The sequence below is a fragment of the Tardiphaga sp. 37S4 genome (assembly GCF_021044645.1).
Lineage (GTDB): Bacteria > Pseudomonadota > Alphaproteobacteria > Rhizobiales > Xanthobacteraceae > Tardiphaga > Tardiphaga robiniae.
This window is the reverse complement of record NZ_CP088008.1, coordinates 4,855,156-4,869,613: the sequence shown is the minus strand read 5'-3', so window position 1 is coordinate 4,869,613 and position 14,458 is coordinate 4,855,156. Positions and strand designations below refer to the sequence as shown.

Here is a 14,458-nt window from a genome sequence, read left to right as displayed (position 1 = left end):
GCAGGTGCAACCCGTCTGTTCGGCTCGTGCAAATGACGATAAGAAGACGCGTTGATCTGCAAAGTCCTGAAGAGAGCCTGAACTGATGCAATACAGACATGATGGCCTTTACGCTTCCCGCCGTTCGCCGGTCATGGCGCGCAATGTGGTGGCGGCGTCGCAGCCGCTGGCAACGCACGCCGGGTTGCGCATGCTGGAGCGCGGCGGCAATGCGCTGGATGCGGCGCTCGCGGCAGCGATCACGCTGACCGTGGTCGAGCCGACCGGCAACGGCATCGGATCGGACGCCTATTGCATCCTCTGGGATGGCAAGGAGCTGCACGGCCTCAACGCCTCGGGCCGGTCGCCGGCGGGATGGACGCCGGAGCGATTTGCAAATCACAAGACATTCCCGCATCGCGGGTGGGAGAGCGTCACCGTGCCCGGCGCCGTCTCGGCCTGGGTCGACCTGTCCGAACGCTTCGGCAAGCTGCCATTCGCTGACTTGTTCGAGCCTGCGATCTCCTATGCGGAGAATGGCTTCCACGTCTCGCCCGTGATCGCCGAACTCTGGCGCCGCGGTGCGGAGGAGTTGAAGAACCAGCCGGGCTTTGCCGAGGCCTTCATGCCGAACGGTCGTGCGCCTGCGGCGGGTGAACTCTTCAAGGCACCGGGCCATGCCTATTCACTCAAGCTGATCGCCGAGACCAAAGGCCAAGCCTTCTATCGCGGCGAACTCGCCCAGCGCATCGCTGCCTTTGCGCGCGAACATGGCGCTGTGCTCGACGAGGCCGACATGGCCGCGCATCGCAATGACTGGTGCGGCACCATCCATCAGGATTTCGGCGACGCATCGCTGCACGAAATCCCGCCGAACGGGCAGGGCATCGCGGCGCTGATGGCGCTGGGCATCATGCGGGCCTATGGCACCGACGGTCTCGTGCTCGACAGCGGCGATGCCTTCCATCTGCAGATCGAAGCCACGAAACTAGCTTTCGCCGATGTCTATGCCTATGCCGCCGATCTAGATTACATGCACGATGTCACCGTCGCGCATCTGCTCAATCCCACCTATCTCGCCTCGCGCACCAAGCTGATCGATCGCAGCCGTGCGCAGGATTTCGGCGCCGGTGCGCCCAAGACCGGCGGCACGGTGTGCCTGTCCACCGGCGACGCTTCCGGCATGATGGTGTCCTATATCCAGTCGAACTATTCGGGCTTCGGCTCTGGCGTCGTCGTGCCCGGCACCGGCATCAGCCTGCAGAATCGTGGCTTCGGTTTCGTCCTGACTGAGGGTCATCCCAATCAGGTCGGTCCGCGCAAGCGCCCGTTCCAGACCATCATTCCCGGTTTTGTCATGCAGGGCAAAGAGCCGCTGATGGCCTTCGGCCTGATGGGCGGCCCGATGCAGGCACAGGGCCATCTGCAGATCATGCTGCGCATGCAGCTCTGGGGGCAGGATCCGCAGACGGCGGCGGATGCGCCGCGCTGGCGCTATGTCGCTGGGTTGAAAGTGGCGATCGAAACCGCGGTGCCGGACAATGTCGCGGCAGACCTCGCCAGCCGCGGCCATGTCATCGAGCGCGAACCGCCGGACTCCGCCTTCGGTTTCGGCGGCGCGCAGCTCGTGCGCAAAATCGATGGCGGCTATGTCGCCGGCTCGGACCCGCGCAAGGATGGGCTCGCGGCGGGATTCTGAGTCCGATACTCGGCCGTCATTGCGAGGTCAGGGAAAGCAAGCTTTCCCCTTAGCGAAGCGACGAAGCAATCCAGTTCTTTCTGGATTGCTTCGCTGCGCTCGCAATGACGAGCTTCTTCTGCCTCAGCCCAGCCCGGCCGCCTTCGCGACGGTGGAGGTGATCAGGCCCGCCACATAGGAACGACAGTGCGGTGGCCAGGCTCCATTTGCCAACGCCAGGCCGATCGTATCCGGCGCCGACTTTGACCTATTCTAGCAGTTGACCTGTTGCCATTCTCTCTTTGGATCACGAAGAAGCTGTAAAGCGGGCTGCTTAGGCTTGCTGAATAGCTGGGGCAATTCGTGATCATAAAATCAAAGAACTGGAAGCGTGCCGCATGGCTCGGTGCGGCGAGTGCGTTTGTCATGTCGCTCGATTTTACGACTGCTGTTCGTGCGCAGTCGACACTTCCCGCAGTGACGGTCGACGCGCCACAACAGCAAGCGACACGGCGCCCTCAAGTCAAACGCAGCACATCAGGCGCGCGGGGCGACCGTCGCGTTGCTGCCCGCCGATCGCAGCAAGCCGTTGCGCCAAGTCCGGTCAATCCGAGGCCCGAAACCGCTTGGGGGCACGTGGACGGCTACGTCGCGACCCGTAGCGGGACGGGCACAAAAACCGACACGCCGTTGATCGAAACGCCGCAGGCAATTTCCGTCGTCACGCAGGATCAGATCCAGGCACAGGCCGCACAGAGCGTGTCGCAGGCCACGCGCTATACGTCCGGGGTGGTCGGCGAGCGGAACGGTGCCGACGGCCGCTTCGATCAGGTTTATGTCAGGGGCTTTCTCGCCGATCAGTATCTGGACTCGTTGCGGGTGGCGTCGGGCACCTTCGCCTATACGCTGGTCGATCCTTTCAATCTTGAGCGGTTGGAGGTGCTGCACGGGCCTGCGTCGGTGCTCTACGGTCAGGCCTCGCCGGGCGGTGTGGTCAATATGGTCAGCAAGCGGCCGACCACAGAGCCGTATCAGGAGATGTTCGTTTCGACCGGCAGTTACGGCCGCGTCCAGAGCGGCATCGATGTCAGCGGGCCACTCGATAAAAACAAGGAATTTCTCTATCGCCTCACCGCTTCCGGCTACGACGTCGGCAGCCAGGTCGACCACGGCGACTATCAGCGCGTCTCGATCGCGCCGTCGCTGACGTGGCGGCCGACAAACGATACCACGATCACCTTCCAGGGGACCTATCAAAGGGACCCGAAAGCGGGCTTCTACAATCAGCTACTGCCGAATGGCGTGGGAACGTTGTTCTCGACCGTCAATGGCCGGATTCCAACCAGCTTCTACCTGGGCGACCCCAACTATAATATATTCAAGCGCGAATATGGTTCGATTGGCTATCTGTTCGAACATCGCTTCGATAACGTTTGGACGGTGCGGCAAAATCTCCGCTATACCGACAACAGCACCTATACACAGGCGGTCTATCCCCAGTCCAACCAGACGAACATTACCAGCATAGGCCGCGATGCGTTTTCTGCGGCGGAAACACTGCGTACCTTTGCAATCGACAATCAGGCCGAAGCGAAGTTCGCGACCGGACCGTTCCAGCACATGACGTTGTTCGGGGTGGACTACCAGACCGGCACCGATCGGGCCTCCAACGGCTATCTCGCCGATGTTGGAGCGATCAACGCGCTGAATCCTGTCTATGGCATAACTGTTCCAGCGCTGGATTTCGATGGCGCCAGCAGGCAGACCTTCGATCAGGTCGGCGTTTATCTGCAGGATCAGATCAAGTTCGACCACTGGGTTGCGCTATTGGGAGTCCGGCATGATCGAGCCGAGTCGCGTACGGTCTCGACCTTCGACGGCACGACCTTCGGCACCACCGCGACATCGGATGAAGCGACCACCAAGCGCGGCGCCTTGCTGTACAAGTTCGACAACGGCGTGGCGCCATACATTCAATACACGGAGTCGTTCCAGCCGATCGTTGGGGCGTCGAACAGGACCCTGAATCCGTTCAAGCCGACGACCGGTCAGCAGAAGGAGTTCGGCGTTAAGTATCAACCAGACGAAAAGATGCTCCTGACTTTCGCAGCTTTCGACCTGAAGCAGCAGAACGTGGTGATGCAGGATCCGAACGATATCAGAAACCGGGTCCAGGCCGGCGAGATCCGGTCGCGCGGGATCGAGATCGAGGGCAAGGTACAGGTCGATCGCAGCCTGACATTGCTTGGCGCCTACACTTATCTCGACCTGGTCAATACGAATTCGGAGCCTGATACGCTCGGTAAACGGCCAATCGGTGTCCCGCGCAATGCGGCATCGCTATGGGCCGATTACACCTTCCGCAGCGGCGTCCTCGATGGTTTCGGTCTGGCGGCCGGCGTCCGCTATTTCGGGGAAACAGCGGGCGACAGCATGAACACCTATAACGTTCCCGGCGTCACGCTGTTCGATGCGGCGCTTCACTATGATCTTGCCGGACTTGGACCGCAGTTCAAGGGCTTCAAGTTCCAGCTCAATGCCAGCAACCTGTTCGACAAGACCTATGTGCGGCTGTGTCAGGATTCCGGCTGCTATTATGGCATGCGGCGCGATGTGATCGCGACGCTGCGTTACCGATGGTGATGCAGCGGCACAGGATGAACTTCAAATCACAGTGTCGGTGCGAAGGATGCCACGCTGGCCGGGCTACCCCAGCCCGGCCGCCTTCGCGATGGTGTAGGTGATCAGGCTCGCCACATAGGCCAGCGCGAACATGTAGAGGAACGTCACCACCATCCACTTGGTGCTGCCGGTCTCGCGGCGGATCACGGCCAGTGTCGAGGCGCATTGGGGGGCGAAGATGAACCAGGCCAGGAACGACAGGGCCGTCGCGAGGCTCCATTTGCTGGCCAGCGCCTGGCCGATCGCATCCGCCGCTTCCTTGCCGCCTTCGATCGCATAGACGGTGCCGAGCGCGCCGACCGCGACTTCGCGCGCCGCCATGCCGGGGATCAGCGCCACGGCGATCTGCCAGTTGAAGCCGAGCGGTGCGAAGAACGGCTCCAGGAATTTTCCGATCATCGCAGCCAGGCTGTAATTGATCGCCGGACCTTCGGCGCCGGCCGGTGCCTGCGGGAACGAGGCCAGGAACCAGATCAGGATCATCATCGACAGGATCGTGGTGCCGGCGCGCTGCAGGAACATCTTGGCGCGGGTATAGACGCCGATGGCGATGCTCTTGATGCGCGGCAGCTTGTAGTCCGGCAATTCCAGCATGAAGGGCGCCGGCTGGTAGTCGCGCCACATGAAGAACTTGATGACGAAGGACGCGGCGAGGGCGCTGCCGATGCCGGCGATGTAGAGCCCGAACATCACCAGACCCTGCAGATTGACCCAGCCCCAGACGTTTTCCGCCGGGATGAAGGCGGAGATGATCAGCGTATAGACCGGGATGCGCGCCGAACAGGTCATCAGCGGCGCGATCAAGATGGTGGTCAGGCGGTCGCGGCGGTTGTCGATCACACGCGTTGCCATGATGCCGGGGATGGCGCAGGCGAAGCTCGACAGCAGCGGGATGAAGGCGCGGCCATGCAGTCCGGCGCCGCCCATGATGCGGTCCATCAGGAACGCCGCGCGCGCCATGTAACCGAAATCTTCCAGCAGCAGGATGAACAGGAAGATGATGATGATCTGCGGCAGGAACACCAGCACGCTGCCGACGCCGGCGATCAACCCGTTCTGCAGGAAACTCTGCAAGATTCCTTCAGGCAGCACCTGTGCCACCAGCGTACCCAGCGCGCCGAACGAATCCGACAGCAGCTCCATCAGCGGCTGCGCCCAGGAGAACACCGCCTGGAACATCACAAACAAAATGAGCGCGAGAATCGCGAGACCGGCGACGGGATGCAGCACCACGGCATCGACGCGCGTGGTCAGCGTGTCGGGCTTGGTTGGCATCGTGACGGTTTCGCGGATGATGCGGTCGGCCTCGCGCTGCAGCGCCTTCATCTCGGACAGGCCGAGCGGCTTCCAGCCGTCGCCGGCGACGACCGCCGGCATATTGGCGGCGAATTCGTCGGTGCGCTTGCGCAATTCCTCGACGCCGGCCTTCTTCACCGCGATCGAGGTGATCACCGGCACGCCGAGTGCTACGGACATCGCATCGACATCGATGCTGACGCCGCGGCGCTGCGCGATGTCGAACATGTTGAGCACCACCAGCAGTGGGCGACCGGTACGCTTGAGTTCCAGGATCAGCCGCAGCGTGAGGCGCAGATTGGTAGCGTCGGCGATGCACAGGACCAGATCGGGTGCAGCTTCGCCGGGGCGCTTGCCGAGTACGACGTCGCGGGTGATCTCCTCGTCCGGGCTGCGGCCGCGCAGCGAATAGGTGCCGGGCAGGTCGAGCAGCGTCACCTGACGGCCGACCGGTGTCACAAAGGCGCCTGCCTTGCGCTCGACGGTGACGCCCGCATAGTTGGCCACCTTCTGGCGGCTGCCGGTGAGTGCGTTGAACAGCGATGTCTTGCCGCTATTGGGGGCTCCCACCAGCGCGAGATGAAAGCGCTCGGTGGTCACGTCTGTATGGGTCATTTCACAACAACTGCCATGGCTTCGCGCCGGCGGACGGCGATCGTAATATTGTCGACGCGCACCGCGATCGGATCGCGCTGGATGGCACCCTGATGCAGGATCTCGACGCGCGCGCCTTCGGTGAAGCCCATTTCCAGCAGATGCCGTTCGAGCTCGTGGCCGCTCTCGGCGGCGCCTGCAATATCGGGCTGCAACGCCACGATGGTTCCGATGAATCCGCGCGGCGCATTGCCGAGGCGCAATTCGTGTATGGATGTTTCGGATGCAGTCTGGTGGACGGTCATGCCCGACCTTGTCGAGCAGCGTCCTGACAAGGTCAAGACAAACGCACGTATGTTATTAGAATGATTATAAAGAGGCGCTCCGACACCGCCTACGATGCGCCCGCGGACTGCTCGTTCACCACCCGCTGCTGAATCTTCACCAGTTCTGCATAGATGCCGCCTTGGGCGATCAGTTCGTCGTTGGAGCCCTGCTCGGCGACGACGCCTTCTTTCAGCACGATGATCTTGTCGGCGTCGCGAATGGTCGAAAGCCGATGCGCGATCATGATGACGGTGCGGCCCTGCATCAGCCGGCGCAGCGCCTCGATCACCAGCGCCTCGGATTCCGGATCGAGCGCTGCTGTCGGCTCGTCCAGGATCATGATCGGGCTGTTGCGCACCACCGCACGCGCGATGCCGATGCGCTGGCGCTGGCCGCCGGACAGCGTGTCGCCGCGTTCGCCGACCATGGAGTCGTAACCGTGTGGCATGCGGCTGATGAACTCGTCGGCATTGGCGATCTTGGCGGCGGCAACGATCTCGTCATCGGTGGCGCCGGGCCGGCCATAAGCGATGTTCTCGCGGATCGTGCCGCGGAACAGCACGGTCTCCTGCAGCACGAAGCCGACCTGGGCGCGGAGCGCCGATAATTTGTAGTCGGTGACGTCGACGCCATCGATCAGCACGCGCCCCGATGTTGCGTCGTAGAAGCGCGGGATCAGGCTGAGCACCGTGGATTTGCCGGAGCCGGTCGGCCCGACCACGCCGACGATCTGGCCGGGTTCGATATGCAGCGAAACATCGCGGAGCACGCTGGCCTCCTCGCTATAGGCGAAGGCGACGTTTTCGAAGGTGATGGCTCCCTTGGCGCGACCGGGATCGACCGCACCCGATTTTTCCACGATGACATCGTCGGCGGCCAGGATGTTCTGGATCCGCTCCAGCGCCACGGTGGTCTGCGCGATCGCGCTGGTCATGCTGGCGAGGTCCTTCACCGGTTTGAAGAACTGCGCGAGATAAGCGAGGTACACGGTGAGCGCGCCAGCCGTCATGGTGCCAGCGACAATCAGCGAGGTCCCCTTCCACAGCACGATGGCGGTGCAGAACGCCACCACGATGCTGACCACAGGCGAGAGCAGTGATTTCACCTGGCGCGCCTTCATGGCGGCCTCGACCGTCGCATGGCTGGCGGCCTCCAGCCGCGCCAGTTCGAGATCCTGCCTGCCGAAGGCCGTGACTGCGCGCACCTGGCCGAGGCCCTGCTGGACCACGGCGACAATCTCGCTCTGTCGTTGCCGCACCGTGCGCGTGACTTCCTTCACGGCGCGCTTGAAATGGAACACGAAGACGATCAGGAACGGCGTGATGCCGAGCGCGATCAGCGTAAAATCCCAGTCGAGCCAGAACATCAGCCCGATCATGAAGACGATGGTGATGAGATCGAGCAGGATATCCAGCGTCGACGATGACGCGAAGTTCTGCAGCGTTGTGACGTCGGTGGTGATCGTGGACATCAGCGCGCCGGTCTTGGCCTTGTCGTAGTAGCGCAGCGACAGCCGATGCAGATGCGCATAGATGCGGATGCGCAGGTCGTTGGCCACCCACTGGCCGACCGATGTCGAATAGTAGTTGTCGATGTAGGTGGCGATCGCGCCGATCACGGCGATGACCAGGGTGGCGATGCCGGCGAACAGTGCGACGCCGAGCGTGTGGCGGCCGATGCCATAGTCATGGGCCCAGTCCAGCCAAGCGGGCAGGTGATGGCTGCCCAGCGCGTCATCGAGCACCAGTTTCAGCGGCCAGGGCGCGGCCAGGCTCATGGCGATCTCGACCAGCATGGCGAGGAAGACAATGATCAGCCAGCCGCGATAGGGCCGGAGCATATCGAGTACCAGACGAGTCATCGAACATTGTCTCCAGCAACACGGCCAGGCCGGGAATCATGAGCAGTCCGGGCGGTCGCAGTATATAGCCGCCGTCGGTTAGCGGGTCTTAACTGTAGTCGGGTACAGATGGATTTTTGCTGACAGCCCGCGCATTGTGGCATGCGGGCAGGAGCGTCAGTTAATTTGGCAGGGCTGCGCAGGACCGAACATGAACGTGCGATCCGTTGCTTTCCCGTTCTGGGGCAGGGTGCTTCTGCTGGCCGGCATCCTCGGTCTGGTGGTGGGCGGCGGCCTTCTGACCTGGCGCTATATCGAGCGTCCGACCGTGCTCAAGCTGGCGGTCGGATCGATCGATGGCGAAGCCGGCAAGACGGCCTCGATCATCGCCAGCCATTTCGCCACCAGGAAGTCGCCGATCCGGCTGGATTTCGAGACCTTTGGCAATGCCGTCGATGCCGGCAAGGCATTCTCCTCCGGCAAGGTCGATCTCGCTGTCGTCCGGGCCGATGTCGGCGATCTCTCCGAGGCGCGCGCCGTTGCCGTCATGGCCAAGGCGGTCGTCATGCTGATCGCGCCTCCCGGCTCGAAAATCACCAGCGTCGAAGGTCTGCGAGGCCGCACCGTCGGTGTGGTGGGCGGCGAGGTCAATCGCAAGCTGGTCGATGCGCTCACCAAGCAATACGACCTGACGAGCGCGAGGGTCACATTCAAGAATCTTGAGGTCAGCGATACCCGGCGCGCGGTGGAAGCCAAGGAAGTGGGCGCGCTGCTGGTGGTGATCCCGCTGACCGAGAAGTATTTGTCCCTGGTGCGCGGTCTGTTCAAAACCGGCGCGCCCGTGCTGATCCCGATCGATGCCGCCGGCGCCATTGCCGATGCCAATGGCGCCTATGAGAGCTTCGACATTCCGAAAGGGTCGCTCCGCGGCGCGCCGCCCGTCCCGGATGATGACGTGACAACGCTTCGGGTCAGTTACTATCTGGTCGCGAACAAGAAGCTCCATTCCAGCCTGATCGCGCGTCTGACCGAAATGGTGATCGCGGCGCGCCGCGATCTGATCGCCGGGCAACCGCAACTGGCCGGTATCGCCGCTGCCGACACCGATCCCGATGCCTTTATCCCCATTCATCCCGGCGCTGCTGCCTACTACAACGGTACCGAGCAGAGCTTCATGGACAAATACGGCGACGACATCTATCTCGCCCCCATGATCCTTGGCGCCCTTGCCTCTGTGCTGGCTGCCGCCTGGAAATTCCTCGGCATCCGCCCGCCCGACCACCGTGAGGCGACACTCAATGCACTTTATGCATTGCCGCGCCGGATCCGGGCGGCGGCGGACGATGCGGAACTGTGCGCGATCGAGCAGGAGGTCGACGATCTTCTCAGCGCGCAATTGGCGAAGACCATGCGCAATGATGACGATGCACTTGAAATGGCGACGCTGGTCTCTTCGGCACAGCGCCTCGATAACCTCATTCATCACCGCCGTTCGGCGCTGGCGCGGGCCCCATTTTCTGCCGCGCCGCATTCAAGTATAGAGTCGGAGACGTAGTTCCAGGCCATGACGCTGTTTTGCAGAACCAACAGCCGTTTGCGGGCACCTTTATTTCTCGCGAGAGGTCAATCATGACGCATAACCTGCTCGTGTTTCCGGATGACACCGCGCAGTGCATCATCGATCCGATCAGGGCGGCAAAGCGCAGCCTGAACATCCGGATGTTCCTGTTCACCGATCCGACGCTGCTGCATGAGGTGATCGCGGCGAAGCGGCGCGGCGTGAAAGTGCGCGTCATGCTCAATCCGGCCCGGCGAAATGGCGAGAGCGAGAATGACGAAACCGCCGCGGCACTGGCTGCGGCCGGGGTCGAGGTCCGTGACAGCAATCCGGCCTTCGCGCTGACCCATCAGAAATCGATGGTGATCGATCATGAGTGGGGATTTGTGGAGTCGCTGAACTGGGAGACCCGCGATCTCACCGAAACGCGCGACTACGCGGTGACCACGACCAAGAAGCTCGAGATTTCCGAGATGGTGGATTGCTTCGAGGCCGACTGGGCGAAGCAGGATTTCGTGCCGAACCCGGACTCGCAACTGATCTGGTGTCCAAACAACGGCCGCGAGCGGATCGGCGCTTTCATCGATTCCGCGCGGGACACGCTGTGGATCCAGAACGAGCGTTATCAGGACACGGACATCATCGAGCGGCTGGTTCGCGCAGTGTTGCGCGGCGTTCAGGTCCACATCATGGCGCGGCAGCCGCACAAGCTGAAGAAGAACAAGCTGATCGAGGGGATCGGCGGTTTGCGCATCATGCATGACGTCGGCGCCAAGGTGCACCGGCTCAATGACATGAAGCTGCACGGCAAGATGCTGTTGGCCGACGAGGAACGCGCTATCGTCGGTTCGATCAATCTCACGCCGGGCAGTTTTGACGATCGCCGCGAACTGGCCATTGAGACCGACGCGCACCATGTTGTGAAGCGTCTCGTCGAGACCTCACATCACGACTGGAAACATTCGCGCAAGCTCGACCTCTCCGACGAGGCGGTGCAGGCGGACCTGGAAAAACACGGCATCCGGCAGTAGCGCGTTGTCGCTCAGCGCCGATCCGGCCGCGGCGATTGCCGGGCTCGGGGCTGCACAGGTTTCCTTTCCGCGCGGCGAGCATATTCCGTGGCCAGGTTCAGCAGTCGTTCGCGAACCACGGGGTCATCAATCTCCCGCGCCAGCTTTTCGCAGCGCTCGGCCTGCTCTCTGAAATATGCGGCTTCGCTAGGCAACTTTGTCGTTTTCCATGGGCAGTGCGGGGCGCAGGAACATCGCCGAGAGCTGATCCTTGATTTCTAGGACACGCGGCGATGTCATACCCGGGCGAATGCAGAGCAGCGCTTTGATGGTCGGAAGCTCCGGCAAGTAATAGTCCCTGGCCCAGACCAGTCCCGGCGGAATGATCCGGCTGGGAACAGCCGTTAGTCCGATGCCGGCTTCGACGGCAGCTTTCTTCGCGCTGTAGTCCTGGCTGCTGAAGGCAATCCGATAGGAAAGGCCATGCCGTGTGAGCGTATGAATCATCCAGTCGTCATTGGTCCAGGTGACGATTGGGATCGGTGCGCCGGGGCTGAGCACGAATGATTTCGAGCGAACCCATGCCAGCCGATCCTCGGCTTCATCGACAATGAGCGGAGCCAGATCGGCACTGATTTCTCCCCGCTGGAAAAAACACCCGACGTCGATATGGCCGTCGATCAACGCTGTCGCAATCTCGGTGGACATTCCGGCATGGATATGGATGTCATTGAGGTTGCTCAGGCTCTGCTCGGCGACGAAGCGCTGCGCGAGGACAACGCTCAGGCCCAAACGAAGCCGGTCGACATGATTATCGGCTCCGCCGAGCGCAAGCACCTGATCGTTGGCCTCGATGATCTTGCGCGCCTGCGCAAGCACCAGCTTGCCGAGATCGGTCGGACAACTTCCGTTTGGCGTCTTGCTGAATAGCGAACCGCCAACAAGTTGTTCGAGGCGCTTGATCTGCGAACTCACCGCGGGCTGACTCAACCCCAATTGCTCCGCAGCCTTGGTCAAGCTACCTGTTTCTGAAATGGCAACGACGGTACGAACAATTTCAATCGGAATATTGAGATGCCGCTTGTGCATTTGAATATCCAGCCTCGCAATTGCGCCATGAGTCGGACCAAGTAGTGTCGCGATTCTCTACCAATCATATAGGCGTAATCACTCTTGGTTATATATTTGATTTGGATGGCATTTCGGGAACTTATGGCGTCATCAAAATCAGTGTGTGGCGGCTATCTACCGAATTCGATGATGACTACACGCGCCGTCGCATCGGGCTCAATCGCGACAGGTGCTGATCCTTGTTCCACAAGCAGCCCATCATGCGCCGACAGGCTGTCGACGGTCGATGCCGACCGTACGGTCGCAGTGCCATGCTCAACGAACAGAAACGCTTGTGCAGAAACTATAAAATCCTGACGTTTCATGACGTTGATGCGTCTCACATGCTGTGAGACGATCCCGCGCCTGCTCATCACATTCAAATCTGTAATGGGGCCGTCGATCAGTAACGCTGACGTTTGCTGATCGCCCGGAAAGGAATGGATCGTACTGCGATCAATGCGCACAGATGCGCTGCCGTGGACATTGAGGTCGATGCCGGCGCCATCGATGACCAGAAGTGTACGATCAATCCCGGGAAATGACGAGAACGGTCCGTCGCTCGTCACCTGCGCCATACTGACGCGCCAGTCGAAATCGTCCAGCTTTGCATTCGCCGGGAAGATCGCGATCTCCGTGGTCGATCCCAACCCGTTCTTCCAGGGCATCACCTTGTAGTTCGCGGCGCGCAGGATCTGCATGCGCCGCACTCAGCCCTTGGCGTGCAGCGATGGCAGATTGAGGTGATGTTCCTCTGCGCAGGCGATGGCTTCCTCATAGCCCGCATCGGCGTGACGCATCACGCCGGTGGCCGGATCGTTCCACAATACCCGTTCGAGGCGCTTTGCCGCTTCCGGCGTGCCGTCGGCGACGATGACCATGCCGGAATGCTGCGAGAAGCCCATGCCGACGCCGCCGCCGTGATGTAGCGACACCCATGTTGCGCCAGATGCGCAGTTGAGCAGCGCATTGAGCAGCGGCCAGTCGGAGACGGCGTCGGAGCCGTCCTTCATCGCTTCGGTCTCGCGGTTCGGGCTTGCCACTGAACCCGAGTCGAGATGATCCCTGCCGATCACGATCGGTGCCTTGAGCTCGCCCGAGGCCACCATTTCGTTGAAGGCGAGGCCGAGGCGATGGCGATCGCCGAGCCCAACCCAGCAGATCCGCGCCGGCAGGCCCTGAAACTGGATGCGCTCGCGCGCCATGTCGAGCCAGTTCACCAGCGCCTTGTTGTGTCCGAGGATCTCCTTCACCTTGGCGTCCGTCTTGTAGATGTCCTCGGGATCGCCGGAGAGTGCAGCCCAGCGGAACGGGCCGATGCCGCGGCAGAACAGCGGGCGGATATAGGCGGGGACGAAGCCCGGGAAGTCGAACGCGTTGTCGACGCCTTCTTCCTTCGCCATCTGGCGGATGTTGTTGCCGTAATCGACCGTCGGCACGCCCATCTTGTGGAAGTCGAGCATGGCGCGGACATGCTCGCTCATCGACTTGCGCGAGGCCTTCTCGACGGCCTGCGGATCGGTGGCACGCTTGGCTTCCCACTCGGACAGCGTCCAGCCTTTCGGCAGATAGCCGTTGACCGGATCATGCGCTGAGGTCTGGTCGGTGACGATGTCCGGCCTGATGCCGCGGCGGACCAGCTCGGGGAAGATGTCGGCAGCATTGCCAAGCACGCCAACGGAAATTGGCTTCTTCTCCTTGTTGGCCTTCTCGATGATCGCCAATGCGTCGTCGAGATCCTTTGCCTGCACGTCGAGATAACGGCTCTTCAAGCGCATCTCGATGCGGCTCGGCTGGCACTCGACCGCGAGGCACGACGCGCCGGCCATGGTGGCAGCCAGCGTCTGCGCGCCGCCCATGCCGCCCAAGCCTGCCGTGAGAATCCATTTGCCGGAGAGGTCACCGTTATAGTGCTGACGTCCGGCCTCGACGAAGGTCTCGTAGGTGCCCTGCACGATCCCTTGCGAGCCGATATAGATCCACGAGCCGGCCGTCATCTGGCCGTACATCATCAAGCCCTTGCGATCGAGCTCGTTGAAGTGCTCCCAGGTGGCCCAGCGCGGCACGAGATTGGAATTGGCGATCAGCACGCGCGGCGCATCCGCATGCGTCTTGAATACGCCGACCGGCTTGCCGGATTGCACCAGAAGCGTCTCGTCAGTGTTGAGCTCGCGCAGCGACTTCGCGATCTGATCGAAAGCTTCCCAATTGCGCGCGGCGCGGCCGATGCCGCCATAGACGACGAGCTCGTTGGGATTCTCGGCCACTTCCGGATCGAGATTGTTCATCAGCATGCGCAGCGGCGCTTCGGTGAGCCAGTCCTTGGCGGAAAGCTCGGTGCCGCGCGGGCTGCGGACGATGCGGCTGTTCTTGCTGCGATCCAT

At 61.8% G+C, this 14,458-nt stretch carries 10 protein-coding genes; 4 read left to right on the top strand and 6 right to left on the bottom strand.

Translation table 11 applies throughout. The features are described 5' to 3' along the window. Nucleotides 1–85: 85 nt before the first annotated feature. Nucleotides 86–1,678 carry a gamma-glutamyltransferase family protein gene (locus LPB73_RS23135; protein ID WP_231078340.1) on the top strand — a complete coding sequence of 531 codons (1,593 nt, stop codon included), beginning with the start codon at nucleotides 86–88 and terminating at the stop codon, nucleotides 1,676–1,678. 615 nt (nucleotides 1,679–2,293) lie between these two features. Then, a complete protein-coding gene (locus LPB73_RS23130; RefSeq protein WP_231078339.1) occupies nucleotides 2,294–4,300 on the top strand; it encodes a TonB-dependent siderophore receptor in 2,007 nt (668 codons plus the stop codon). 63 nt (nucleotides 4,301–4,363) lie between these two features. On the opposite strand, the gene feoB is transcribed toward LPB73_RS23130, so the two are convergent. From feoB to LPB73_RS23115, 3 genes are all read right to left on the bottom strand, one after another. Then, nucleotides 4,364–6,250, bottom strand: a complete 1,887-nt coding sequence (feoB, locus tag LPB73_RS23125) for a ferrous iron transporter B (RefSeq protein WP_231078338.1) — start codon at nucleotides 6,248–6,250, stop codon at nucleotides 4,364–4,366. After that, nucleotides 6,247–6,534, bottom strand: coding sequence for a FeoA family protein (locus tag LPB73_RS23120; RefSeq protein WP_175365953.1), 288 nt, complete (start codon nucleotides 6,532–6,534; stop codon nucleotides 6,247–6,249). Before LPB73_RS23120 ends, feoB begins: the two co-directional genes overlap by 4 nt. 89 nt (nucleotides 6,535–6,623) lie before the next feature. Beyond that, a complete protein-coding gene (locus LPB73_RS23115; RefSeq protein ID WP_231078337.1) occupies nucleotides 6,624–8,417 on the bottom strand; it encodes an ABC transporter ATP-binding protein in 1,794 nt (597 codons plus the stop codon). Nucleotides 8,418–8,607: 190 nt separating this feature from the next. Here LPB73_RS23115 and LPB73_RS23110 point away from each other — a divergent pair, with 190 nt between their 5' ends. Together LPB73_RS23110 and LPB73_RS23105 are read left to right on the top strand one after the other, a co-directional pair. Further along, complete coding sequence (locus LPB73_RS23110) at nucleotides 8,608–9,951, top strand: TAXI family TRAP transporter solute-binding subunit (protein WP_231078336.1); 1,344 nt, start codon at nucleotides 8,608–8,610, stop codon at nucleotides 9,949–9,951. Nucleotides 9,952–10,025: 74 nt separating this feature from the next. Next, entirely contained in the window at nucleotides 10,026–10,985 is a 960-nt protein-coding gene (locus LPB73_RS23105) for a phospholipase D-like domain-containing protein (protein WP_175365956.1), read from the top strand. Nucleotides 10,986–11,171: 186 nt separating this feature from the next. Here LPB73_RS23105 and LPB73_RS23100 read toward each other — a convergent pair whose 3' ends face one another. The 3 genes from LPB73_RS23100 to hutU form a co-directional block, all read right to left on the bottom strand. After that, nucleotides 11,172–12,053, bottom strand: a complete 882-nt coding sequence (locus tag LPB73_RS23100) for a LysR family transcriptional regulator (protein WP_120288191.1) — start codon at nucleotides 12,051–12,053, stop codon at nucleotides 11,172–11,174. A gap of 152 nt (nucleotides 12,054–12,205) precedes the next feature. After that, nucleotides 12,206–12,775, bottom strand: coding sequence for a HutD family protein (locus tag LPB73_RS23095; RefSeq protein ID WP_231078335.1), 570 nt, complete (start codon nucleotides 12,773–12,775; stop codon nucleotides 12,206–12,208). 9 nt (nucleotides 12,776–12,784) lie between these two features. Then, nucleotides 12,785–14,458: a urocanate hydratase gene (gene hutU / locus LPB73_RS23090; RefSeq protein WP_231078334.1), complete on the bottom strand. Its 1,674-nt coding sequence runs from the start codon at nucleotides 14,456–14,458 to the stop codon at nucleotides 12,785–12,787.

Bases quoted from the DNA above. Each gene is read 5' to 3' on its own strand.
- feoB (WP_231078338.1), bottom strand. From the start codon at position 6,250: ATGACCCATACAGACGTGACCACCGAGCGCTTTCATCTCGCGCTGGTG.
- LPB73_RS23105 (WP_175365956.1), top strand. From the start codon at position 10,026: ATGACGCATAACCTGCTCGTGTTTCCGGATGACACCGCGCAGTGCATC.
- LPB73_RS23115 (WP_231078337.1), bottom strand. From the start codon at position 8,417: ATGACTCGTCTGGTACTCGATATGCTCCGGCCCTATCGCGGCTGGCTG.
- LPB73_RS23110 (WP_231078336.1), top strand. From the start codon at position 8,608: ATGAACGTGCGATCCGTTGCTTTCCCGTTCTGGGGCAGGGTGCTTCTG.
- hutU (WP_231078334.1), bottom strand. From the start codon at position 14,458: ATGGATCGCAGCAAGAACAGCCGCATCGTCCGCAGCCCGCGCGGCACC.
- LPB73_RS23095 (WP_231078335.1), bottom strand. From the start codon at position 12,775: ATGCAGATCCTGCGCGCCGCGAACTACAAGGTGATGCCCTGGAAGAAC.
- LPB73_RS23100 (WP_120288191.1), bottom strand. From the start codon at position 12,053: ATGCACAAGCGGCATCTCAATATTCCGATTGAAATTGTTCGTACCGTC.
- LPB73_RS23135 (WP_231078340.1), top strand. From the start codon at position 86: ATGCAATACAGACATGATGGCCTTTACGCTTCCCGCCGTTCGCCGGTC.
- LPB73_RS23120 (WP_175365953.1), bottom strand. From the start codon at position 6,534: ATGACCGTCCACCAGACTGCATCCGAAACATCCATACACGAATTGCGC.